The organism is Amycolatopsis sp. w19 (assembly GCF_051373225.1).
In the GTDB taxonomy this organism is placed as follows: domain Bacteria; phylum Actinomycetota; class Actinomycetes; order Mycobacteriales; family Pseudonocardiaceae; genus Amycolatopsis; species Amycolatopsis japonica.
The window spans coordinates 1-22898 of sequence record NZ_JBPQFM010000017.1 but is presented as its reverse complement, the minus strand read 5'-3'; the positions used below and the strand labels follow the sequence as shown (position 1 = coordinate 22898).

Annotated in this window: 19 protein-coding genes and 1 pseudogene; 8 read left to right on the top strand and 12 right to left on the bottom strand. The window is 68.9% G+C overall.

The features are described from left to right. Positions 1–61 precede the first annotated feature (61 nt). Entirely contained in the window at positions 62–1954 is a 1893-nt protein-coding gene (locus tag ACSMFO_RS28335; protein WP_436461139.1) for a S8 family serine peptidase, read from the top strand. Between the two features lie 70 nt (positions 1955–2024). On the opposite strand, the gene ACSMFO_RS28330 is transcribed toward ACSMFO_RS28335, so the two are convergent. Further along, positions 2025–3113, bottom strand: a complete 1089-nt coding sequence (locus ACSMFO_RS28330; RefSeq protein WP_436461138.1) for a substrate-binding domain-containing protein — start codon at positions 3111–3113, stop codon at positions 2025–2027. Positions 3114–3269: 156 nt separating this feature from the next. Beyond that, positions 3270–3695, bottom strand: coding sequence for a hypothetical protein (locus tag ACSMFO_RS28325; protein WP_037346876.1), 426 nt, complete (start codon positions 3693–3695; stop codon positions 3270–3272). Positions 3696–3866: 171 nt separating this feature from the next. On the opposite strand from ACSMFO_RS28325, the gene ACSMFO_RS28320 reads away from it, so the two are divergent. Beyond that, a complete protein-coding gene (locus tag ACSMFO_RS28320; protein ID WP_436461137.1) occupies positions 3867–4607 on the top strand; it encodes an SDR family oxidoreductase in 741 nt (246 codons plus the stop codon). Between the two features lie 255 nt (positions 4608–4862). On the opposite strand, the gene ACSMFO_RS28315 is transcribed toward ACSMFO_RS28320, so the two are convergent. Continuing rightward, positions 4863–5897 (bottom strand): SDR family oxidoreductase, encoded by a 1035-nt coding sequence (locus ACSMFO_RS28315; protein WP_436461136.1) that lies wholly within the window; start codon positions 5895–5897, stop codon positions 4863–4865. Positions 5898–5968: 71 nt separating this feature from the next. Between ACSMFO_RS28315 and ACSMFO_RS28310 the strand changes: the two genes are divergently transcribed. Beyond that, on the top strand, positions 5969–6868 hold the full coding sequence (locus ACSMFO_RS28310) for a LysR family transcriptional regulator (protein ID WP_436461135.1): 900 nt from the start codon (positions 5969–5971) through the stop codon (positions 6866–6868). Here ACSMFO_RS28310 and ACSMFO_RS28305 read toward each other — a convergent pair. Then, positions 6848–8290, bottom strand: coding sequence for a peptide ABC transporter substrate-binding protein (locus ACSMFO_RS28305; RefSeq protein ID WP_436461134.1), 1443 nt, complete (start codon positions 8288–8290; stop codon positions 6848–6850). The genes ACSMFO_RS28310 and ACSMFO_RS28305 overlap by 21 nt on opposite strands. A 112-nt stretch (positions 8291–8402) precedes the next feature. Here ACSMFO_RS28305 and ACSMFO_RS28300 point away from each other — a divergent pair, with 112 nt between their 5' ends. The 3 genes from ACSMFO_RS28300 to ACSMFO_RS28290 all read left to right on the top strand — a co-directional run bounded on the left by ACSMFO_RS28300 (position 8403) and on the right by ACSMFO_RS28290 (position 11336). After that, positions 8403–9740, top strand: coding sequence for an LVIVD repeat-containing protein (locus ACSMFO_RS28300; RefSeq protein WP_436461239.1), 1338 nt, complete (start codon positions 8403–8405; stop codon positions 9738–9740). Positions 9741–9754: 14 nt separating this feature from the next. Continuing rightward, entirely contained in the window at positions 9755–10195 is a 441-nt protein-coding gene (locus tag ACSMFO_RS28295) for a hypothetical protein (protein WP_436461133.1), read from the top strand. 67 nt (positions 10196–10262) lie between these two features. Further along, positions 10263–11336: a hypothetical protein gene (locus ACSMFO_RS28290; protein ID WP_436461132.1), complete on the top strand. Its 1074-nt coding sequence runs from the start codon at positions 10263–10265 to the stop codon at positions 11334–11336. A 9-nt stretch (positions 11337–11345) separates the two neighbouring features. Here the strand turns inward: ACSMFO_RS28290 and ACSMFO_RS28285 are convergent. Beyond that, positions 11346–11534 (bottom strand): annotated as a pseudogene (locus ACSMFO_RS28285) (histidine kinase dimerization/phospho-acceptor domain-containing protein); the annotation flags it as partial. Positions 11535–11608: 74 nt separating this feature from the next. On the opposite strand from ACSMFO_RS28285, the gene ACSMFO_RS28280 reads away from it, so the two are divergent. Further along, positions 11609–12247, top strand: coding sequence for a hypothetical protein (locus ACSMFO_RS28280; protein ID WP_436461131.1), 639 nt, complete (start codon positions 11609–11611; stop codon positions 12245–12247). Here the strand turns inward: ACSMFO_RS28280 and ACSMFO_RS28275 are convergent. From ACSMFO_RS28275 to ACSMFO_RS28255, 5 genes are all read right to left on the bottom strand, one after another. Then, positions 12244–12789 (bottom strand): DUF4232 domain-containing protein, encoded by a 546-nt coding sequence (locus tag ACSMFO_RS28275; protein WP_083650045.1) that lies wholly within the window; start codon positions 12787–12789, stop codon positions 12244–12246. The two genes, ACSMFO_RS28280 and ACSMFO_RS28275, sit on opposite strands and share 4 nt — an antisense overlap. An 82-nt stretch (positions 12790–12871) precedes the next feature. Then, positions 12872–14653: a choline/carnitine O-acyltransferase gene (locus ACSMFO_RS28270; protein ID WP_436461130.1), complete on the bottom strand. Its 1782-nt coding sequence runs from the start codon at positions 14651–14653 to the stop codon at positions 12872–12874. Further along, positions 14650–15483 carry a class I SAM-dependent methyltransferase gene (locus tag ACSMFO_RS28265; protein WP_436461238.1) on the bottom strand — a complete coding sequence of 278 codons (834 nt, stop codon included), beginning with the start codon at positions 15481–15483 and terminating at the stop codon, positions 14650–14652. Before ACSMFO_RS28265 ends, ACSMFO_RS28270 begins: the two co-directional genes overlap by 4 nt. Before the next feature lie 162 nt (positions 15484–15645). Then, entirely contained in the window at positions 15646–16497 is an 852-nt protein-coding gene (locus ACSMFO_RS28260) for a HalD/BesD family halogenase (protein WP_073847643.1), read from the bottom strand. Positions 16498–16647: 150 nt separating this feature from the next. After that, positions 16648–19203, bottom strand: coding sequence for a bifunctional FO biosynthesis protein CofGH (locus ACSMFO_RS28255; RefSeq protein WP_436461237.1), 2556 nt, complete (start codon positions 19201–19203; stop codon positions 16648–16650). Between the two features lie 185 nt (positions 19204–19388). On the opposite strand from ACSMFO_RS28255, the gene ACSMFO_RS28250 reads away from it, so the two are divergent. Then, positions 19389–20987, top strand: a complete 1599-nt coding sequence (locus tag ACSMFO_RS28250) for an IS1634 family transposase (protein ID WP_436461129.1) — start codon at positions 19389–19391, stop codon at positions 20985–20987. Here the strand turns inward: ACSMFO_RS28250 and ACSMFO_RS28245 are convergent. Continuing rightward, positions 20926–21684 carry an SDR family oxidoreductase gene (locus ACSMFO_RS28245; RefSeq protein WP_436461128.1) on the bottom strand — a complete coding sequence of 253 codons (759 nt, stop codon included), beginning with the start codon at positions 21682–21684 and terminating at the stop codon, positions 20926–20928. The genes ACSMFO_RS28250 and ACSMFO_RS28245 overlap by 62 nt on opposite strands. Further along, positions 21684–22487, bottom strand: coding sequence for an alpha/beta fold hydrolase (locus ACSMFO_RS28240; RefSeq protein WP_436461127.1), 804 nt, complete (start codon positions 22485–22487; stop codon positions 21684–21686). The genes ACSMFO_RS28245 and ACSMFO_RS28240 overlap by 1 nt, the downstream gene beginning before the upstream one ends. Positions 22488–22898: the final 411 nt, after the last annotated feature.

The window sequence follows — 22898 nt, the reverse complement described above, 5'->3', positions numbered from 1 at the left end:
GGGATTCCTGTTGCGGGCTGTGTCGTGTGGGCAGTGCTTTGGAAAAGCCAGGGAGATTTCGATGAGCAGATTCAGCCGGGTGGTCACATGCTCGGTTCCGGTCGCGGTCGGCGCTTTGCTGCTGTCGACGGCGGTTTCCGGCGCCCAACCGTCGGAGGAGGCGCGCACGCAGGCCGGGATCACCGCACTGCAGAGCATCAAGAAGAGCCTCACCCCGGCTGAGCGCAAGCAGTCGAGCCAGCTCGTCGTCGAGAAGCGCCTGCGTGCCGACAAGGGCCTGGCGGGCAAGCTGCCCGAATACCGGACCGGGCTGGGCGTCAGCGACGCCGGCACGGTCGCGGTGGACATCAAGGGCGCCGGACAGTCCCTGGTGGACGCCGTCAAGGCGGCGGGCGGCACCGTCCGTTACGCCTCTCCCGCCGGCGCGATCCGCGCCGACCTCCCGCTGAACGCCGTCGACGCGATCGCCGGACGCGGGGACGTCGCCGAGGTCAAGGCCGCTTCCCAGGCCATGACCTGGAACGAGTCCGCGCAGCAGGACCGGCGGCAGGCCGCGGTCAAGCAGACCGCCGCCGCGCTGCAGGTCGCCGAGGGCGACAAGGCGCACGGCAACGACACCGCCCGCACCAAGTACGGCGTCACCGGCGCGGGCCAGAAGGTCTGCGTGCTTTCCGACGGCATCAAATCCCTGAAGGCGTCCCAGACCGCGGGCGAGCTCCCCGCCGTCGACGTCCTCCCCGGCCAGGCGGGCAGCGGTGACGAGGGCACCGCGATGCTGGAGATCATCCACGACATGGCGCCCGGCGCCGCGCTCGGTTTCGCCACCGCGTTCACCAGCGAGCAGAGCTTCGCCGACAACATCCGTGCCCTGCGCACCACCGGCAAGTGCACGATCATCGTCGACGACGTGTCCTACTTCGACGAGTCGCCGTTCCAGGACGGCCCGGTCGCGCAGGCCGTCAACGACGTGACCGCGGCCGGCGTGCTCTACTTCTCCTCCGCGGGGAACTCGGGCAACCTGACCGACGGCACCAGCGGCTACTACGAGGGCGACTTCCGCGGCTCCAGCAGCAAGATCTCCGGGATCACCGGTACGCCGCACGACTTCGACCCGAGCACCACGACCCAGCTGTACAACGCCCTTTCGCCGAACTCGGTCGGCCGCTACGTCACCCTGTTCTGGTCCGACCCGTGGGGCAAGGCCACCAGCGACTACGACCTGTTCGTCCTGAACTCGTCCGGTTCGGTCGTCGCCTCCAGCGAGGGCGCGCAGAACGGCACGCAGAACCCGTACGAGATCGCCCAGGTCCCGGCCAGCGGCTCGGGCTTCAAGGTCGCCGTGGTCAAGTACAGCGGCTCCGACCGGTTCATCGCGCTCAACGTGATCCGCGGCCGCTTCGTCACCTCGGGTGCGCTGAAAGCCTTCAGCACCAACGGTGTCACCTCCGGCCACTCGGCCGCCGTCAACGCCTTCAGTGTCGCGGCCGCCCCGGCCGCCGGTGCCTTCGGCCGCGCGCTCGAGACCGGTGACCCGGCGAACCCGGCAGGCCCGTACCCGGGTCTGTTCACCTCCGCCAGCAAGTGGGAGCGGTTCACTTCGGACGGTCGCCGTCACCAGTTCTACAACCCGGACGGTTCGGTGATCACCCCCGGCAACGTGTCCTCGACCGGTGGCGCGACGCGCAACAAGCCGGACATCACCGCGGCCGACGGCGTCGCGACCTCGGTGAGCGGTTTCCAGCCGTTCTTCGGGACCTCGGCCGCCGCGCCGAGCGCCGCCGCCATCGCCGCGCTGCTGAAGCAGGGCAAGCCGGCCGCGACTCCGGCGGAGATCCGGAACGCGCTCGTCTCGACCGCGATCGACCTCGGTGCCCCCGGCTTCGACCCGGTCACCGGCGCGGGCGTCATCATGACCGACCCGGCGCTCGCCGCGCTGGGCGTCGCCCCGAAGTAGCACTTCTCGCGTGAAGGCCCCCTTCCCCCGGCTGAGCCGAGGGAAGGGGGCCTTCACGCGCTAGGAGGGGTCAGGACTTGACGCAGGACAGGCCGTTCGGGCCCGACACGGTCAGGAAGCCGTATCGCTGGATGGTGGCGGCGAGCTGACCGCCGCACAGCGGGCTGGCCGTCGAGGCCGTGTCACCGTCGTCGAAGCCGACGGCGCGCTTGGCCTGGTCGTAGCTGGGGGTGCGGGAGTCGACGATGTTGTAGACGCTGCGCGAACCCAGGAACGCGGTGGTGAACGCCGGGGTGTAGCCGCCCGCCGAACCGGCGACCGGGGAGCCGTTGAAGCCGGCGCCGGTCAGCGGGTTGACGGTGAAGCCCGCCCGCTTGTCGGCGACGACCGTGTTGCCCTGCGCGATCCACTGCGCGATGGAGAACGGCGCGATCGCGGTGGCGCGGTCGGCGACCGGGATGGAGTTGCCGTCGTGCTCCTGGAAGCGCTTGATGGTGACCGGTTTGGTGGTCGGGTCGAAGCCGAGGACGGTACCGGTGAAGAAGCTCAGCGTGCCGGAACCGGTCTGCGGCAGGTAGACCTTGATGGGGAAGTTGGCGCCGCCGACCTGGTTCCAGTTGGTGATGGAGCCGTCGTAGATGCCGCGCAGCTGCGCCAGGGTGAGGGTCAGGCCCGCGCCCGAACCGGTGGCCGACGAGGCCCAGGTGACACCGTCGGTGGCGAAGGCGAAGTACTCGAAGGTGCCGGGGTCGGAGGAGCCGCGAGCCGAGGATGACCGCGCGATGTCGATCTTGCCGTCGCCCGCTTCGGCGGAGGCCTTCAGCGCGGCCTTGCCCTGCGACGAACCGTTCGGGGCCGGGTTGCCCGCGCTGTAGACGACCTCGTCGGCGAACGGGTCGGCCGGGACGGTGAAGGTCTGGGTGCCGGACAGCAGCGGCGGCACGTTGACGAAGTTGTCGGGGTCGCTGTTCCAGGCGCCACCGTTCGCGTTGGCGAGGATCGCGCCGGTGATGTCGACCGTGGTGTCGGAGCCCGCCGCGGCGATGACCTCGGAAAGGCCGTTGGCGGGGGCGACCGCCGAGGCGGTGCCGGTCAGGGTGAGGCAGGCACACGCGGCGATCGCGGTGGCGCCGAGAAACCGAGTGGTACGAGCACGCATCTTGTTTGCACTCTTTCTCTAGTCCCCAAGTAGTCGCGGGATTCCGTGACTTGACGCAATCCTCGCTCCGCAACACTGTCCGGCTGCGGTGCTTCGCGTTCCCGCCCGACGTCATGGTGGTTAATCTCCGGGGAACGCACTTTCCGTGATCGGCCGTCACGGAGAACGATTCGGTGAATGTCCGCCGGAATCGCGACGGTATTTCCGGCGCCAATCGGCGATCGTCTCGATTCCTTCGCCGATGGACGCTTCGGTGGTGGCCGAGCGGAACCGGTCGAGGCCGCGCTGCGCCTCGATACGTCTTCCGTAGGCGTGGCTGGCGATCGCGACGAGCCGGTCGCCGGTGTGCAGGCGCCAGCGCCAGCGACCGCCGCTGAGATGACTGAAATCGCTGGTCAGTTCGGAAATATGCGTGCTGAGCCAAGCGATCGCGACAAGGCATTCCTCGGCTCGCGGATAGTCTTCGGGCGCCGATCCGAGCGACACGTTGTTGCCGCCGAGCAGCCGCCATCGAAGGGTCTGCTCGCCGGTCTGGACGAGTTGAAAGCGTGGATTCTTCGCTACTGAATTCCCCCTGGTCACATCCCGTGAATCGCCGCCATGTGGTGAAGGGGTTACCGGATCCGCTTAAGGCGCGACGGCCGACGGGTGAACGTTTTCCCCCGGCGGCGGCGCGCTAGCCTGAACGGACGCGGGTAATCGGAAAAAAATCACCGAGCCGGTCCGCTCCGGCACGGTCTGCGAGGAGGATCGATGGGCAACGGCAGGATCGCGGTCGTCACCGGGGCGGGTTCCGGGCTCGGCAGGGAGATCTCCCGCGCGTTGCTCGGCGCCGGTTACCGGGTCGCCCTCGCCGGCCGCCGCGCGGACGCGCTGGCCGAGACCGCCGACGGCGCGGCGGACGCGCTTCCCGTGCCCACCGACGTCGGCGATCCCGATTCCGTCGCGGCGCTGTTCGAGACGGTCCGCGCCCGATGGGGGCGGCTGGACCTCCTGGTGAACAACGCGGGCGTGTCCGTGGGCGGGACCGTCGACGAACTGTCCTTCACGGACTGGAAACGCGCCGTCGACACCAACCTGACCGGGATGTTCCTGTGCGCGCAACAGGCCGTGCGGCTGATGAAGACGCAGGATCCGCGCGGTGGCCGGATCATCAACAACGGTTCCATCTCCGCGCACGCCCCGCGCCCCGCGTCCGTCGCCTACACCGCGACGAAACACGCGGTCACCGGGCTGACGAAGTCGATCTCCCTCGACGGCCGCGCCTGGAATGTCGCATGTGGACAGATCGACATCGGCAACGCGGCCACCGAGATGACCCTGCGGATGGCCGACGGGATCCCGCAGGCCGACGGCAGCGTGAAGGCCGAGCCGACCTTCGACGCCCGGCACGTCGCGGACGCCGTGCTGTACATGGCCGGGCTGCCGCTGGACGCGAACGTCGGATTTCTGACCGTCACGGCGACCGCGATGCCGTACATCGGGCGCGGCTAGTTTCAAGCTTCGTGAGTGGTAAGGACGGTTATTGAGGAGTAAGTCAAGTGTGGCGCGTTGTGCTGCTTGAGGCCTTGGTGTCCACAGTGGTCACTTTCCGGGCAGGTTACGCCTGCTTTATGTCTGTAAGTCCGGTTTCGCGGGAGTCGTGAGTGGTAAAGAGGGTTAGAACGACCATTACCACTCACGACCCCCGGACAATACTGCGCAAAGTGATCAAATCGGACATGTCGATCTCAGTCGCTCACGAGAGCCTCACGGGATCACCTTCGTCGTGCGGAACTCGTCGAACAGCCGGAAGAACATCTCCGGCGTCTCGGCGTACTCGTGGAAACCGGCACGCCGCGCCTTCGAGCCGTCCGCGAACATGTCGTAGTCCCAGCCGAACACGAAGTCCGCGAACGCCCACGACGACGAAACGGCGCTGTACGGCACTTCGAGGCCGTACTTCGCGGCGACCGAAGTCCAGAGTTCTTCCTTGTCCGCCATGACGACGTCCAGCGACATCGGCAGCGGCGGCGCCACCTCCAGGTCGAAGTAGCGCGCGATCCGCGGCCAGAGGTCGTTCCACCGGAACAGATCCCCGTTCGCGATGTTGTACGCCTCGTTCTCCGAACCGGTGGCCCAGACGGTGGCCTTCGCCAGCAGTCCGGCGTCGGTCATCTCCAGGAGGCTGTCGTACGCGCCGGGTTTGCCCGGGAACCGCAGCGGCAGGCCGAGTTCCTTCGAGATCGACGCGTAGACCGCGATGGCCAGCGCCAGGTTCATCGGGTTGCCCAGCGCGGTCCCGCCGACCACCGACGGCCGGATCGCCGACCACGTCCAGGATTTCCCGGCCTGTCGCCGCTCCAAGAACTGCTGCTGGTCGACGTTGAACTCGGGCGGCATATGCCCGGCGTCGTCCTCCCGCGCCGGGGTCTTGAACGGGCCGAGGTGGGCGCCGTAGACCTTGTAGCCCTGCATGAGGCTGATGTGCCGCAGGCCGGTCGCGACGGGTTCGATCGCGTCGACGAGGTTGGTCAGCATCGCCAGGTTCGGCGGCACCAGTTCGGCCCAGGTCGGCTTGTCGACATAGGCCGCGTAGAACACGTGCGTGACGTCGTCCAGGCCGCCGAGCTTCGCGCGGGTGTCGTCCGCGTCGAGCAGATCGACCGCGATCTGGCCGGGGCCGCCACGCCGCGACAGGCCGATGACGCGCCAGCCGGGCAGCGTCTCCAGGTGGGCGATCAGGTTCTTGCCGATGACCCCGTTGGCCCCGGCGACCAGGGCGACCTTGCGTTCTTCGTTCATGTCTCCGAGCCTGGACCAGCCCGCGTGATAAGTCCAAGGCATAGATCTCACCTCTCCGATAAACTCTCTTCATGACCAGCTTGCGGCAGCTCGAATACCTGGTGACCGTCGTCGACACCGGCTCCTTCACCAGGGCCGCCGAGTTGCTGCACGTGACGCAGCCCGCGTTGTCGCATCAGGTGCGCGCGCTGGAGAAGGGTGTCGGAGGCCCGCTGCTCGAACGGCTGCCGCGCAGCGTCCGGCTCACCCCGATGGGCCGCGCCATGTTGCCGCACGCCCGCGCCACCCTCGCCGACGCCGAACGCGCGCGGTGCGCGGCCCGGCAGGCATCGGGGCTGGAAGCCGGGGAACTGCAGATCGCCACCGTCTACTCGGTCGGCCTCGGGGTCCTCCCCGCGGCGTTGCGGGTGTGGCGCCGCGAGCGGCCCGACGTCGACGTCCGGCTGGTGGAGTTCCGGCACGCGGACGAACTCCGGGAGGCGATGGCGGCGGGGGAGGCCGACGTCGCGGTCGGCCCGGTCCCACCGGACTGGGACGGGCCGGTGCGCGAACTCGGGGTCGAGGAGTTCGTCGTCGTCCTGCCGATCGACGGGCCGCGCGAGGACGACGGCACCGGCGTCGTCGACCTGGCGACCCTCGCCGACTGCGCGTGGGTGCACTACGCGCCGGGCAACGGCCTGGCCGACCTCGTCGACCAGGCCTGCGCCGCGGCGGGATTCCAGCCGAGGGCCGCGGTCCGCACCGAACAGAGTGCGGCCGCCCCTCTGCTCGCGGCCGCGGGTCTCGGTCCCGCGCTGGTGCCCGCCAATGTGCTGCCCGAAGGTTTCCACGGCCGCGTCCTGCGGCCCGAACCGGCGATCCGCCGGACGCTCGCCGCCTATTGCCGCAGCACTCCCGACCCGCTGACCTCGGCCTTCATCGACGTCGTCGCGGGGGAATGCACGCTCGGGTCACCGCACGGAAATCCCTGAGAGGTCCACGCCGCCGAACGCCGTCGCCTTGACGTCGCCCACGCGGTCCGCCCAGACGGCGTGCCCGTGCCCGGACCACAGCGGCACGACCGGGAGATCCCGCAGCAACTGGTTCTCCACCAGCCGGTAGACCTCGCCGCTTTCGGCGGAGTCGGTCTCCTCGGCCGATTTCAGCAGGTCGGCGAACCCGTCGCTGGCATAGCCGGTCGCCTTCACGATCTCGGCCAGCACTTCCTGAGGGCTCGGCGTCGTCAGTGCCACGTCGATCGCGAACGGTCCCTGCCCCGGTTCCGGGGCGAGCGGGACACCGACGGCCTTGCCGACCTGCTCCGCGAGCGGACGCAGCCAGCTCGCCTGCGACTGTCCGAAGTGGACCGGCGTGGCCGGGAACTCCGCTTGGGTCAGCAGGGATTTCCCCGCTCCGGCGTCGAACGTGCAGGGACGGCACGTGCTGCTGCGCTCGCCGGGGGCGACGGCGGGCGGCAGCAGCGACTTCGCCGGATCCACCTGCTTGCCGAGCGCACCGGCCTCCAGCGCCGCGCGGTCGATGCCGAGCCCGAAGCCGTGCCGGACGGTCGCGTCGGAGAAATGCGGTGCGTTCAAGGGAAACCCGAGGTAGGCGACGGTGGGCAGGGCCCACATCACGTGCCGCTGCGCGAAATCCGCGTGCATGGCCTCGTGGCGATCGCCGGGCACGAAGGTGGAGAGGTCGAGTTTCCCGGCCTTGACCTCGTCGTACTGTGCCGCCGCGTCGCCGGTCTTCAGCTCGACCGTCCGCGCCTTGCCCGGCGCGTCGGCGACCCGGACCAGTTTGCCGCCCGACGGCTGCCACGCGCCGTCCAACCGGAACGGCCCGTTGCCGACCGGCCGCTGCGCGAAACCCGCCCAATCACGCGAAGCCAGCGCGGAAGCGGGCAGCGGGACCAGCGCGGGCGAGGAGAGCAGCGCCGGGACCTGCCCGGACGGGCGGTCGAGCACGAGGCGGATGGTCAGCGGTTCGGGTGCGGTGATCTCCTTGGCCCGCAAGAGATCCTTGACGACCCGGGACGCCTGCCACTGCTCCGCGCCGATCGCCTTCCAGGTGTCCACATAGGACTGCGCGGTCACCGGGGTGCCGTCGTGGAACTTCCCGCCGTCCTTGAGCTTGACCGTCCAGGTGATCCGATCGGAACTGGAGAACGATTCGGCCGCCCGCGGCGTCGTCTTCCCCGTCGCCGGGTCGTAGTCCGCCAGCGGAGTCCACAGCGCGCCGGTGACCATCCGTCCGGACTGGTCGCGGACGTCCGCGGGCAGCAGGGTCGCCGGGGCGGCCAGGCCCACGCGAAGAACGTCCGGTGCGGGCGGTTCGCCGGATTCGGTGCAGCCCGCCGCGACCAGGGCGGCGGCGAGGAGCGGGGCCAGAAGACGCAAGCGCATGGTCATGTCTTAGCAGTCCCGCACCGAGCAGTCCCACAACCAATGGCGGTTGTGCGGGCAAAGTGGCGATCATAGGGTGCGGGGACCAGCCTGGGAGGTTTCTGTGCGAGGAAACTGGTTGCTCCGTTCGTGTTTGGCGCTCACCACGGTCACCGCGACCTTGATCGCCACCGGATTGCCCGCCGCGGCCTGCGGCGAAGAGGACAAACCGGCCAGTGAGAAGGTCCGGGTCGCCGGTGCGCCCGGCGCGGTGAAGAACGTCAAGGCCGTCGGCAACGTGCCCGACGCGCAAGGCGCCATCGCCATGGGGTTCCTGCAGTACGGCAAACGTGACGTCATGGCGGTTTCCGGCGAGTTCGGCCTGAAGGTCTACGACCTGACGAAGAACCCCACCGCCCCGAAGCTGATCGGCGAGGTCAGCCTCCCCGGCCTGTGGGAGACCGAAGACACCGAGGTCGACGTCAAGCGCAAGCTCGTCTTCCTCGCGCGGGACCCGCGGGCCTACGGCGGCACCACACAGACCGGCGAGTCCGGCATCTACATCATCGACCTGAAGAACCCGGACAAACCGGCCATCCTGAGCTACACCAAGGTGCCCGCCGGCCACACGACCAGCTGCGTCGACGACTGCCGGTACCTCTGGACCGGCGGCCCCGCGAAGGCCGCGAACCAGCCCGCGGACTGGGGCGGCCGCCCGATCTGGGTGACCGACATCCGCGATCCGCGCAACCCCAAGACGTTCCCGAACCCGATCGAACTCGCGCGCAACGACGGCAAGACCGACTACGTGCACGACGTCCAGGTCGACGACGAGGGCGTGGCGTGGGTGTCCGGGCGAGGCGGTGTCCGCGGCTACTGGACCAACGGCCACCACCGCGATCCCGTGCAGGGCAAGGTCCGCCGCGCGACGGCGTTCGACCCGGTGCCGTACGCGGGCGGCGGCATCGAGGAGACGGCGGCGCCGTCGAAGTTCATGCACAACAGCTTCCACCCGGCGGGACACCGTTCGGCCGACGGCGCCGACTCGAACCGCTGGCATGGCCGCGACCTGATCTACGCCACCGAAGAGAGCTTCCTCGACGGCTGCGCCGGTGACGGCGTGCTGACGATCTCGTCGCTGCAGAACTCCTACAACGGCGAAGGCTGGCGCTCGACGCCGGAGAAGCCGTTCCGCCTCAAGTCCGTCGGCACCTGGAGCGTCGCCGGGCAGGAAGGCAGTGACCCGGCGACGGGTGACTGCTCCGCGCACTACTTCGACGTCCGAGGCAAGGTCCTCGTGCAGTCGTTCTACACGCAGGGCACACGCTTCCTCGACGTCAGCGACCCGACCGACCCGAAGCAGATCGCCTACTTCCGCCCGGCGGACGCCAGCGCGTGGGCGCCCTACTGGCACAAGGGTTACGTCTATGTCGCCGACAACACTCGCGGAATCGACATCCTGAAGCTCACCGCCTGAGCCAAGATGTCCCCATGCGCACCATGGGAAAGACGTTGGGGATCACGGCCGCGATCGTCCTGATCGCGGCCTGTGCCCCGGCACCACCGCCGAAGGAAATGGCCGTCCGCACCGATCCGGCGCCGGTCACCGAGGACTTCCCCGACGTCGGCGAGATCGTCGAAGCGTCGTGGGTCGAGGAGAGGATGGGCGCCTCCGAGGGCCGGATCGAGGCACCCGGGCCATCTGTCTTCAAGCTGTCCGCGGTGGTGAAGCTTCGCCCCGAAGCCGTGTCGAAAGTGATCGCAGATCTCAAGTGCAAGGCTGGGGCCCCGGAGGTGCCGAACCAGCTGAAGGGACTCCTGACGCCCGGCGTGGCGTGGCTGTCCTGCGAGCTGCCCACGACGACCAAGGCGCGGACCGCTTTCGTGGTCGACGGTTCCGAACAGGCGGTCCTGAGGTCGACAACCATGTAACGGTTCTGTGGCGGAACTGTCGCGGGACCATCACGGCAGCGGGATGATCCGTTCCTAGCTTGGCGTCATGACCACCTTGCTCGAGCGGGCCCCGGTCCCCGTCGCCGGGAAGACTTCGCGACGAAGCGTCACCACCCTGTTCGCGATCGCCGTCCTCCTCGCCGGCTACACCGGGTTCCGATTGCCGGGGGAGTGGGCGGCGACCCTGCAGGCCGTGTCGCTGACGGACGGGTTCCACCGCCGTTTCCTCGTCGGCACGCTCCTGAAGCCGTTCGGGCACGACTACGTGGTCTTCGCGGTCGCGAGTTTCGCCGTCCTCGGCGCGGTACTGGCGGTCTTGACGCTCGCCTTCGTCCGCAGCCGCACCGAAAGCCGGCGGTGGTTGATCGTCGCCTGGCTCCTGTTGCCGACCGGCGGCTACCTGTTCCACGAGGTCGGCTACCTCGACCAGGTGCTGTATCTCCTGCTGTCCGGCGCGCTGTGGGCGGTGCACCGGAACAGACCCGTGCTCGCCAGTGCGGTGATGGCGCTTTCGGTGACCGTGCACGAGATCGCGTTGCTCACCGTGCTGCCGATCTTCGGTTTCGCCCTGCTGCGGAAGGTTCCGTTCCGGCGCGCGTGCGCGTTGCTCACCCCGGCGGCGGTACTCGGCCTGGGGATCCTCGCCCTGCCGCCCGCCGCTCCCGGCACCATCGACGGTCTCCGGCGCTCACTGTCCACAGCGGACTTCGCCTACCGCGCCGACGCGCTGGATCTGTTCGGGCGCACCCAGTCCGAAAGCTGGCGGCTGTACTCGATCGCCGGTGTCCTGCTCTACCTGCTGCCGATCGCGGCCGTGGTGCTCGGCGGTTTCCTGTACCTGTACCGGCCCACCCTCGCGGCCGTGGTGCCCGCCGCCGCGATCGGTGCGCCGGTCCTGCTCGCGTTCGGCGGCTGGGACGACGCCCGGTGGGGTTTCCTGCTGATGACCAACTTCTTCGTGGTGGTGTGGCTCTGGCTCGGCCATCGTGAGCTGAAACTGCCGCAGATCGGTGTACTGACCGCGCTCCTGCTGGTGCTCACCCATATCCCGTTGCCGTATTTCGACGACTACACGCCACGCGGGCTCACGCTGGTGACTCCCGTGGAAGACGCACGGTGAAAACGGCGCCGCGAGGTCGACCAGTTCGGGCCGCAGGTCCGCGGAACCCGCGTCGAACCGCGAGATCTCCAGCAAATCCTCGACGAGCCGCGCCAGGCGCCGGGTCTGCGTCCCGAGCAACTCGGCCGCGCGGGTCCTGACCTCGGGGCCGGCGTCGAGGGTGTCGACCGTGGCGACCATCGACGCGAGCGGTGTCCGTCGCGGAGCCGTGCGGTCTCGTCACAAAACCCGGTCATCTGCTTCACTGTCGTATCCGCGAGCTAGGGGGAGCGATGTCGGTCGAGGTGGGGAAACGCGTGTCCGGCTACTTCGGGTTCTCCGAGGTGGCGGTGCTCGTGGCGGGTGCGGTTTCCGGCGCCGTCGGTGCCTACGCCTACTACAGCGAGTCGCTACGGCCGCTGGCGCACAGCTTCACTCTGTGGATCGTGCTGATCGTCGCGGTCGTCCCCGGGATGCCCCGCCGGCGGGCGGTGATCCGGGCGGTGTGCGCGCTGATCGCGGCGGTCCTCGCGTTCTACCTCGGCAAGGCGTGGGTCTACGGCGTCAAATACGAGGGCACGTACCGAATCGACCCTTCGACGCTCGTGCTGTGGTGCGGTCTGGCCGTGGCCGCTGGACTCGTCGCCGGGCTTCTGCTCGACGCCGTGGGGCGGGGCGACCGCCGCGGCACCCTGGCCACCTCGGCGGTCGTGGGTCTGCTGATCGGTGATCTCGTCCGGCGATCCGACCGATCCGGTTTCGGAACTCTGGCGGTCGCCACGGCGATCGCGATCGCGTTCGTGGCCTGGCGGGGGATTCGTTCACCGCGTCAGGCCGCCGAGGTCGCCGTCGTCGCCCTGCCGTTGGGACTTCTCGGTCTCGTGATCGTGTCGGCGCCGGACTTCTTCGAGGGCTTGTTCGCGAGCTTCTAGTTCTTGAGCTTGGCGTTCCAAGCCGTCAGCGTCAGCTTGCCCGTGGTCCCGAGGTCGGTGTCGACCGTGATCCGCTGCTCCGGATCGCCCTTCGCGGCCGCGACCGTCACGTAGGCGCCGGCCTCCGGCGAACCCACGGTGACCGTGTTCGACCACGAGACGACCGAGAGCAGCGTCCCGCCGGGCTGGACCGTCTGCGGGCTGACGCCGGGATCGATCGCCATATACGACGTGCCGTGCTCCACGGCGACGTTCATCGGCCGCTTTTCCTTGTCCAGCAAGCGGATTTCGGGATAGCCGGTGAGCGTGCGCGGGGTCGTGCCGCAGTTGGTGAGGGTCAGCACGACCGCGCGATGCCCCAGCGCGGCCTCGACCGGCCCGGACTTCACCGTCACGCCGGTGTCGAGGCAGCCTGCCGGGACCACCGGGCCCGGGTCCGGCGTGTGGACGGTGGGCGGGACCGGCGGCGGTGGCGGCGGAGGCTCGCCGCACCCCGCCACGACTAGCAGCAATCCACCCAGTGACCCCAGTTTCCCCAGCACGCCGGAACCTTACCTGGGCCGAAAGCGTCCTTCACCGCATCCGACGCGGCGAAGGACGCCTTCGGCCCATCTCAGACCCCGCTCAAGAGGCCAGCAACTCCTGCAGTTCACGCACCGCATCGGCCAGTTCCGTCGCGAACAGCTCCATGTCGTGCGCCACGTGCTTCGGCGTGCACAGGTACAGATTCAACGACTCCGGCAGCAGCACGTACGCGATGCCGATGCACTGCGGGCTGGTCGACCCGAAACCGAAGTACTGGATGTTCACCGACGGCGCCGAGCTGGTGCTCAGGTAGTCGTTGCGCATCTTCAGCCAGCCGGGTGACGAGTACAGCGACGGGGAGTCCTCGACGCCACGCCGCTTCTGGATCAGCTGCAGCTCCCACAGGTGCTGCTCCGGCGCGTCGCCTGCCTGGCACTCCTTCGCCCGCGTGACGTGCTTCGCGGCCGCCGCGCGGAAAGCCGCCTGACGGGTCTGGCGGTCGGCTTGCGGGTCGTTCATCACCTGGACGAACCACAGCACCTCGGGCGTCACCACGCGCATCGCTTCGGTGCGCCCGTTCTGGTACTGCCGCGTCGCGATCGACTCGTACGTCGCGCCCGTGATCCCCTTCGCCCGCTTGTGCGCGAGCTGGTACGCCATCTGCGCGAAGGCGTCCGGGGACATCCCGAGCTCCTTCGCCCGGTTCGCGCCGAAGTCGGTGAAGGACACCGTCTTCGTAGCGGTCGCGTCGGCGTACTCGGCGAAGGACGCGGCAGCGGCGCGGGCGTCTTCGCGCAGCGCGTCACCCAGGACGAACTCGATGACCTCGGACGACGGCACACCGTCGGCGGGCGGCCGCTCCAGCCGCGTACCGCTGAGCAGCGCGTCGGTGAACCCGAGGATCGTGGTCCCGTCCAGTTCACAGTGCTCGACGTTCAGCCCCGCCGTGCCGTCCTCGAACACGACCAGCGACACGGCCTTGTCGAACCAGCGGTTCCCGCTGTCGCCGTGCAGCAGGGCGTCGCACGCCTCCTGCGTGCCCGACGGCGTGAAGTCCTCCAGGCACAGGCAGAACAACGCGGTCTCGATGTCGTCGAGCGCGGCCGCGTTCCCCGCCGCCAGCAACGCTTCCCGCGTCGCCGCCCACTCGGCCCTGGCCTTGGTGGTGAAATGCCCGGCGGCGGTCTGCGGGTCCTCGACGAAGGTCCCCGACTTGACGATGGCCTGCAGTCCCGCGACCAGCTGTTCGGGGGAATACGGCCGGCCGTCCGGCGCGATGACGTCCATCCGGAACGGGGTGTCGCGGTGGAAGACCACGATGTGCCGCGCCTTCGACGGCCCCGGCCAGTCCTCGCGGTACGGCGTGCGCGCGGTGTCCTGCGCGGCGCCGGGGATGCGGGTCGCCGAGAACAGGAACTTGTGCTGCACCATCGACTGCGGCCGCCCGCGCAGCAGGATCGGCGGGATCAGTTCCTCGTCGAGCTTCAGCTTGTAGTCCACCGCCGAAGCCGTCAGTTCGGCCGCGCGCTCCAGCTGTTCCAGCGGGGATTCGGTGAACAGGAAGAAGAAGTTCGCGTTGAGGGCGATCCGGTCGCGACGGCCGAGGTAGCGATACGGCCAGAAGGTGTCGAGCCAGCTTCGGACGTCTTCGCGCTTGTCGTAGGCCTCGAGCGCGCTCTGCAGCTCGTGCGCTGAGCTTCCTTCGGCGAGGAACTCGGTGACGGCGCCTTCGGTCTCCGCGAGTTCGCCGGGGGTGAGCAGCGGCGAGCACCACTCGAGGAACCGGCGGCAGGTGTCCTCCAGGCTGGGGACGGGGACCCGCGGCAGGCTGTCCTCGTTGCCGAACGTGCGGGTGGACGGTTCCGGACTGCTCACGATCATCCTCGATCTCGAAGGGGAAGGGCGTTCAGCGCGGAGGCGAGCCCGCCCGCCGCGCCGTGGGGACGGGAGACGAACAGCCGCGCGTACAGCCGGCCACCGGCCTCCAGCCCACGCGGGTCGACGCCCGCGACGGACAGATTGTCCAGGATCTGCGTCTGTTCCTCATCCGAAGCGAATTTCCGCTGCCGGAAGACGCCCTCGACCCCGGTCGTCTCGTAGTCCAGTTCGCCGAGGCTGTCGGCGACCGGGCCGTAGGAGAACATCCGGAGGACGAAATGCGCCATCCACGGCCGGTTTTCCCGCGCGATCCGCACGAGGGTCTTCTCGGTGACGTAGCCGACGCAGCCGGTCGAGATGACGATGTCGACCTCGGACAGCAACGCGCGCTGTTCGTCGGTCGGGTCTTCGTTCTCCAGATCGGCGTGGATCGCTTCGTCGATGAAGCCCGCAGCGAGCGCGTAGTCCAGAGCGGGCGCGGAGGCGTCGAGGCCGATGAAGCGGACGTCATCGCCGACTGCGTCCATCCGGCGGTCACGCGCGATCAGTTCGTCCCGGCTCAGCGCACCGGCGGACGCGTAGTGGTCGTACAGCCGCTCCATCGTGGTGTCGCATCTGTACAGCGCCGCGTTGACACCGTAGGAACAGCCGAGGTCGAGCACCGTCGGGACCTTGACATCGGCCTCCGCGCGGTACTCGTCGATCAATTTCGCGAAGTAGGCCTTCGCCTGCTGCGGGATGTCGTAGTCCAGACGGCGCAACGTGCCGAAGAAGGCGCGTGGATCGGGCGCGGTGTAGATGTCGTCGAAATTGATCTTGCCGGTCGAATCCAAAGGCACGGCCAAGCTCCTGACTGAGTGTCGGTAGGTGAACCCGCGACCGCGATCGACGTCGGCAGGGCGCTGCCCTGCCACCGCGATAGCGGGGCCTACGGCCGGGGCGGGTTCACACCTGTGGTCACCTTTCAGGTACTCCTTCAGCTCCGCCAACTGGCGCTAGTCGAGCAGCTGATCGCCCCGGACCGCCGCCGAAGCGACGTGCTCCGGCAGGACCCGGCCGAACAGTTGCCTCGTCCGTTCCGGACTGCCGATGACCCCAGGGCGCTCGCTGTACGCGAAGATCGCGGAATGGCGGGCGACTGCCCCTTGAACACTACTCACCCGGTGCAGCGCGAAGCGTCCGCGAAACAGCTGAAGATCGCCAGGACGGAGAGTGAGCCGCCTGATCAGGTGCTCACCTTCGCCCGCCAGGACGGCACGGACGTCGTCGAAGTTCTCCGCCGTTTCGGAGCGGATGTTCGGGCAGTACTCGAAGACACCGCCGTCGGCCGCTTCCTGCGTGAGCATGCTGACCGTGTACTCGTTGGTGTCGAAATGCCACGGATGCGCGCGGCCCGGTTCGATCACGTTGAGCACCAGGCCGGACAGCGGATCGGCGAGTTCGTGCAGTTCGGGGAGTTCGAAGCAGTCGGCCACGAACCGCTGGAACTCACGGCTCGAGTACAGCTGCTGGATCACCGCGGTCGCCGGGATCCGGTCCCGCGCCACGAAAGCGTTGCCGCGTTCCATGATCGTGCGGCCGGGATGGTCTTCCGGCAGCGGAGTGTCGATGGCGATGTTGTAGGCGTTGACGCGTTCGACCTTCGCGTACGCCTCCGGAGCGATCTTCGCGCCTTCGTGGCGAAGGACGTCTCGCAACTCCGGACGGATGAAGTCGGCCAGCACGCTGCAGCCCGTTTCCCGCAGTTCGGCGCGGGTCCGGGAAACGATTTCGCGCCACGCCGGGCTTCCCGGTTCGGACAACGGATAGCGGGCGGTATCGGCCACTTGGACTGCGCTCGCGGTCATCGACGTCCTCTCGGCTGCCCGGAAGTGATTCTCGGGTTTAGCACAGAAAACGCCCGCGACCCCCGGGCCTTGTGAGCGGTGCCACACGCAACGTGACGGCCCCCTTCCTCGCGTTTGTACGCGAGTCAGGGGGCCGTCAGGGGATTTTCGTCAGCTGGTGACAAGCGGCAGGAGCGGACGCCGCACCGCGGTCGCGACGCCGTCGGACGCCTGGGCCGCGGCGATCCGCTCGGCGGTCGGCGTGCCGTACTCCGTGGTCCGCTGCCGCAGCGGGCGGCCCAGCGGCTCGACCATCGCGCGCATGTCGCTGATCGTCTTGTACGACCCGTTCGCCGCGCCGGCCATCCGGCTGATCGTCTCCTCCATCAGCGTTCCGCCGATGTCGTTGACCCCGCCCTGGAGCACGGCGCGGCTGCCCTCTTCGCCGAGTTTCACCCACGAACTCTGGATGTTGTCGATCATCCCGTGCAGCAGCAGCCGGGCCAGCGCGTGCACCGCGCGGTTCTCGCGCAGCGTCGTGCCCGCCCTCGCCAGCCCGGCGAGGTAGATCGGGGAACTCTGGTGGATGAACGGCAGCAGCACGAACTCGCTGAACCCGCGCCGCCCGTTGCGCTCCAGGCCTTCCCGCTGCAGTTTCGCCAGCAGCTTCAGATGCCCCACCCAGTGCGCCGGGGTGTCGACGTGCCCGTACATCATCGTCGATGTCGTCGTGATGCCGAGTTTGTGCGCGGTGGTGACGACGTTGATCCATTCGGACGTCGGCAGCTTGCCCTTGGTCAGAACCCAACGCACGTCGTCGTCGAGGATTTCCGCGGCCGTGCCCGGCAGCGAGTCGACGCCGGCTTCCTTCGCCCGCGCCAGCCAGTCCTCGATCGAGAGGTTCGTCCGCGAAGCGCCGTTGACGACCTCCATCGGCGAGTACGAGTGCAGGTGGATGTCCGGCTGACGGCGCTTCACCTCCGCCGCGAGGTCGAAGTACGCGGTACCCGGCAGATCCGGGTGGATGCCGCCCTGCATGCAGATCTCGGTCGCGCCGGCGGCCCACGCCTCGTCGACGCGGTCGCCGACCTGCTCCAGCGAGAGCGTGTACGCGTCGGCGTCGGTGCGCCGCTGGGCGAACGCGCAGAACCGGCAACCCGTGTAACAGACGTTGGTGAAGTTGATGTTCCGCGTGACGACGAAGGTGACGTCGTCGCCGTTCACCTCGCGACGCAGGTCGTCGGCGATCTTCGCGAGCGCGTCGAGCTCCGGCCCGTCGGCGTGCAGCAGCGCCAGCGCCGCGTCGTCCGAGAGTCCGGCGGGGTCCTTTTCCGCGCTGCGCAAGGCATCCCGGATGTCGGTGTCGAACCGCTGCGGTCCGGTCTTGATGTTGCCCTTGATCTCGGCCCAGTCGCCGTAGACCGAGTCGAAGTCACTGCGGCGGTCCTCCGTGCGCCCGACGGTGTCGACCTCGACGTGCAGATCGGTACGCCCGGCCTCCTTCCACCCGCCGTCCGGCTCCTGCCACGGGATGCCCACCGGAATGGCCTCTTCGATCGCGAGCCCGGTCTCGGTGTCGGTCAGCGGCGCGAGATGCGCGTTCAGCCGCGGGTCCAGCCACGGCTCGCCCGCCTTGACGTACTCCGGATAGATCGGCAGCCGCTCGCGCACGGTGAACCCGAGCGCCTCGGTGCGGCGTTTGAGCTCGTCGATCTGCGGCCACGCGCGTTCGGGGTTCACGTGGTCGGGGGTCAGCGGTGAGACGCCGCCCCAGTCGTCGATGCCCGCGTTCAGCATCAGTTCGTACTGCTGTCCGATCAGGTTCGGCGGCGCCTGGATCCGCATCCGCGGCCCGAGCACCAGCCGCGCGACGGCGATGGTCGCGGCGAGTTCTTCGAGATCGGCGTCCGGGGTCGCGCGCATCTTCGTGTCCGGCTTCGCGCGGAAGTTCTGGACGATGACCTCCTGGATGCCGCCGTAGGTCTTCGCGACCTTGCGGATGGCGAACAGGGAGTCGGCGCGTTCTTCGAAGTTCTCGCCGATGCCGATCAGGATGCCCGTGGTGAACGGCACCGAACTGCGGCCGGCGTCCTCCAGCACCCGCAGGCGGACGTCCGGGTCCTTGTCCGGCGAGCCGTAGTGCGGGCCGCCTTTCTCGGTGTACAGCCGCTTCGCCGTCGTCTCCAGCATCATGCCCATCGACGCCGAGACCGGCTTGAGCCGCTGGAAGTCCTGCCAGGTCAGCACGCCGGGGTTGAGGTGGGGGAGGACGCCGGTCTCTTCGAGCACCCGGATCGCCATCGCCCGGACGTAGGACAGCGTGTCGTCGTAACCGTGCGCGTCGAGCCAGTCCTTCGCCGCCTTCCAGCGGTCCTCCGGACGGTCGCCGAGGGTGAAGAGCGCTTCCTTGACCCCCATCGCGGCACCCTTGCGGGCGATGTCGAGCACCTCGTCGGGGGAGAGGAACGGCGATTCGACGCGGCCGGGGACGGTCGCGAAGGTGCAGTAGCCGCAGCGGTCCCGGCACAGCCGGGTCAGCGGGATGAACACCGAACGGCTGTAAGTGACCACGCCGGGACGGCCGGCCGCGACGAGCCCGGCGTCGCGGACCCTCGAGGCGTGCTCGGACAGCGTCTTGAGGTCGTCGCCGCGCGCCTGGAGCAGGATCGAGGCCTCGGTGATGTCGAGGGTCTTCCCGTCGCGCGCCCTGGCGAGCGCCCGGCGCATCGCCGAGGTGGTGGGGGCGTTCGCGTCAGCAGGGGATGCCATTCCCGCACGCTATGGCCGGACTCGCTCCACCTGCCAGTGTGCATCCCGCCACCGCGTCACCCACGTGGGTGTGGTCACTGTTTCCGCTGGTCAGAGCGTGATCTTGGTTGCCGATCAAGGGGCCGGAGTGTATTACCTAAAGTGTGGCTTCGGTGATCGGCAAGAAGGTCGGCGGGCGGACGTACTACTACCTCGTCACCTCCGCGCGGGTCGACGGCGAGCCGAGGGTGGTTTCGCAGCGCTATCTCGGCACGGCCGAGGAGATCGGGCGCGCGATGGACGGCGACGTCTCCGCGCCCGGCGAAGCGCGTCATCGGACCTTCGGCGACGTCGCGGCGGTGTGGGCCACGCTGCGACGGCTCGACTTCGTGCGCCGGGTCGACGAAGCCGTCGGGGCCCAGCGCGCGGCGACCACCCTGGGGACGCATCTCGCGCTCGCCGTACTGCACCGGGCGACCGCGCCGGAAACGCAGTTGGCCGACTGGTGGCGTGACTCCGTCGCCCGGGAATTCATCGAGGCCGACCTGCCGAATCACCGTCGGGCCCTGCAACGCCTCACACCGGAACGGATCGCGCGGATCGAGACCGCCGTCGCCGACGCGGTGCTCTCGTGGCTGGGGACGGGCGACGCCGCGCTCGCCGTCGACGTCCCGCGGTTCGCCACCTTCACCACGGCCGACCCCTGCCGCTGCGAACTCGCCGGTCTCGGGCTGGTGGTGACCAAGGACGGCGCGATCCCGCTGGCCTCGCACGTGTACCCGAGGGAAGGGGCGCCGCCGTTCGCCGCGCTCGCCGAAGAACTCCGCTCCCTGTATCCCGTCACGCTCGTCTTCACCGCCGGCCAGGCCGCGCAACTGGACCTCGGACGGCATTTCGTCGGCGCGCTCCCGCTGTCGGAGCACCCGGAACTGCTGGCGAAACCGCCGTCCGCGCGCAAACCGGTCGACCCGGAACGCTTCGCCGGGCTGACCGCCCTCGACACCAGGGCCGTGGTCGCCGGGATGCGGCGGCGCGTGATCCTCACGCATTCGGAGACCCTGCACAACGCGCAGGCCCGCGCGTTCGGCGAGGAACTGGGCACCGCGACCCGCGAACTCGCCGGCCTCGACGCCGCGCTGGCCTCGGGCACGTACCGGGGCGACCGCGGCCAGGTGAACGCCGAAATCGCCCGGATCACCCGCGGCCGCCGCGTCGAACGGGTGCTCTCACCGGCACTGACCGGGACGAGGCCGGGGGAGATCCGGTTGACCTGGAAGGTCGACGACGCCGCGGTGTCGCGGTTGCACGACGAGTTCTTCGGCAAGCAGGTGCTGGTCACCGACCACGACTGGCCGGTGGCCGAGGTCGTCACCGCGTACCGCGCCCGGACGCACCTCGACTCGACGTTCCGCTGGCTGACCGGCCCCGCCGTCACCGGCCCGGCCCCGCGCTGGGAGTGGACGCCGCACCGGATCGCCGTGCACACCCTGGTCACGGTGCTCGCGTCCACGGTCACCCACCTCATGCGGCGTGAGGCCGACCGCGCGGGGATGAACCTGTCGGTCCGCGAACTGATGGACAGCCTCGCGGGGATAGGGGAGACGGTGCTGCGGTATCCGTCCACCGGCGGCCGCCCGCGGACGCGGCGCCTGCTGACCGAGCGGAACCCGGAACAGCAGGCGCTCTTCGCCCTCTTCGGTCTCAGCTCTCTCGGTGAATATGGAGCGCGGAGAAGCTCTGTACCACCGGCATCAACTCGATGACGTTGATGTTCACGTGCTCCGGCTGCGAAGCCGCCCAGAAGACGGACTCGGCCACGTCGGCGGCCGTCAGCGGCGTCGTGCCCTTGTAGACGTTGTCCGCCTTGCCCTGGTCGCCCTCGAACCGGACGACGGAGAACTCGGTGCCGCCGACCAGGCCCGGCTCGACGTTGGTCGCCCGGACGCCGGTGCCCTGCAGGTCCGCGCGCAGGTTCAGGCTGAACTGGTGTACGAACGCCTTGGTCGCGCCGTACGCGTTGCCGCCGGGGTAGGGGTAGCTGCCCGCGACCGAGCCGATGTTGATCACGTGCCCGCGGCCGCGCTCGACCATGCCGGGCAGCAGGGCGCGGGTGAGGTGCGCGAGCCCCTTGATGTTCGTGTCGATCATCTGGTCCCAGTCGTCGAGCTTCGCCCGGTGGGCGGGCTCGAGCCCCTTCGCGAGGCCGGCGTTGTTGACCAGCAGGTCGACTTCGGCGAACTCGGCGGGCAGCGTGCCGGGGAGGGCGGCCACCGCGTCGGCGTCCCGGACGTCGAGTTCGAAGGGGAGGACGTTCTCGCCCAGCTCGCCGGCCAGCTTGTCGAGCCGGTCCTTGCTGCGCGCGGCCGCGACGACCTTGGCGCCGTCGGCGGCGAACCGGCGGACGATCTCGACGCCGAACCCGGCGCTGGCACCGGTCACGAAAACGGTCTTCTGGGGCATCAGTCAATCTCTTTCAAGAATCGTGCGAACACGTCGTTGAACTCGGCCTCGCGCTCCAGGTTAGGCATGTGCGCGGCGCCTTCGATCACCGCCAGGGTGGAGCCGGGGATGAGGTCGTGCATGAGCTCGGCGTCCGCGACCGGGGTGAACTCGTCCTCGGTCCCGACCACCACCAGGGCCGGTACTTCCACGCGGGTGAGGCTCTCCCGGTAGTTCGGACGCTCGGCCCGTCCCCTGAGCGCGGCCGCCGCTCCTTCCTTGGGCGTCGTGCGCATCATGCCGAGGACGTGTGCCGCCACGTCCGGCATCGTGCGGACGTTCTCCGGGGAGACCATCTTCGTCAGCACTTCCTCCGCGTACGGGTTCATTCCCTCCGCGAGGACGCGGTCGGCCATCTCGTTGCGGACGCGCTTGCCCTCCTCGGTCTCAGCCTGGGGAGAGGTGTCGGCGAGCAGAAGGCCGGCGACGCGCTCGGGGTAGGTGCGGTGGAACTCCATGACGATCTGCCCGCCCATGGAGAGGCCGCCCAGTACGAAGCGCCCGAGACCGAGGCGATCCGCGAGACGGCAGATGTCCTTGGCGAAGACGTCGAGTCCGGTCTTCGTGCTCTCCGGCGGCATGGTCGTCTCGCCGTACCCGCGGAGGTCCGCGGTGATGACCCGGTAGCCCTCCCGGCTGAAGCGTTCGGCCTGGGGCCGCCACATCGAACGGTTGAAGGGGTGGCCGTGGACGAGGACGACGGGCAACCCGGTGCCGAGGTCGTCGTAAGCGACGGAGATGCCGTCGAGTTCCGCAGTACTCATGAGCCCGACGCTAATCGGAGCAATCGCTGGGATCAATACGGTGCAATGTACTCGGAGCAATGTTCTTGCCCGGGAGTTCACCTGCGGTCTCCTGGGGCGATCACCGCGTGATCGCCGGGCCTGGACCCGTTTATGGCCTCTGACCTGGGCGAATGTCGTTAAGGTACCCCCCTGTTTTCGGGGGTTTCCGGCCATGTAAAGTTCTCTTCGTCGCCAGGGAAACCGAGCGGCCGACCGGGACACGAACCAAGCTCTCGCCGCGGAGTTGAAGAACTTAGCGCGATTGAGTGGGTGTCCCACCAAAAACTGCTAGGAATGACTGCTTCGGATAAGGCCGCTGTGATGGTGGTGCGATTCGGGGTGTGTTGCTTGAGAACTCAACAGTGTGCTAGTGAACTAAGCCAGTAGAGC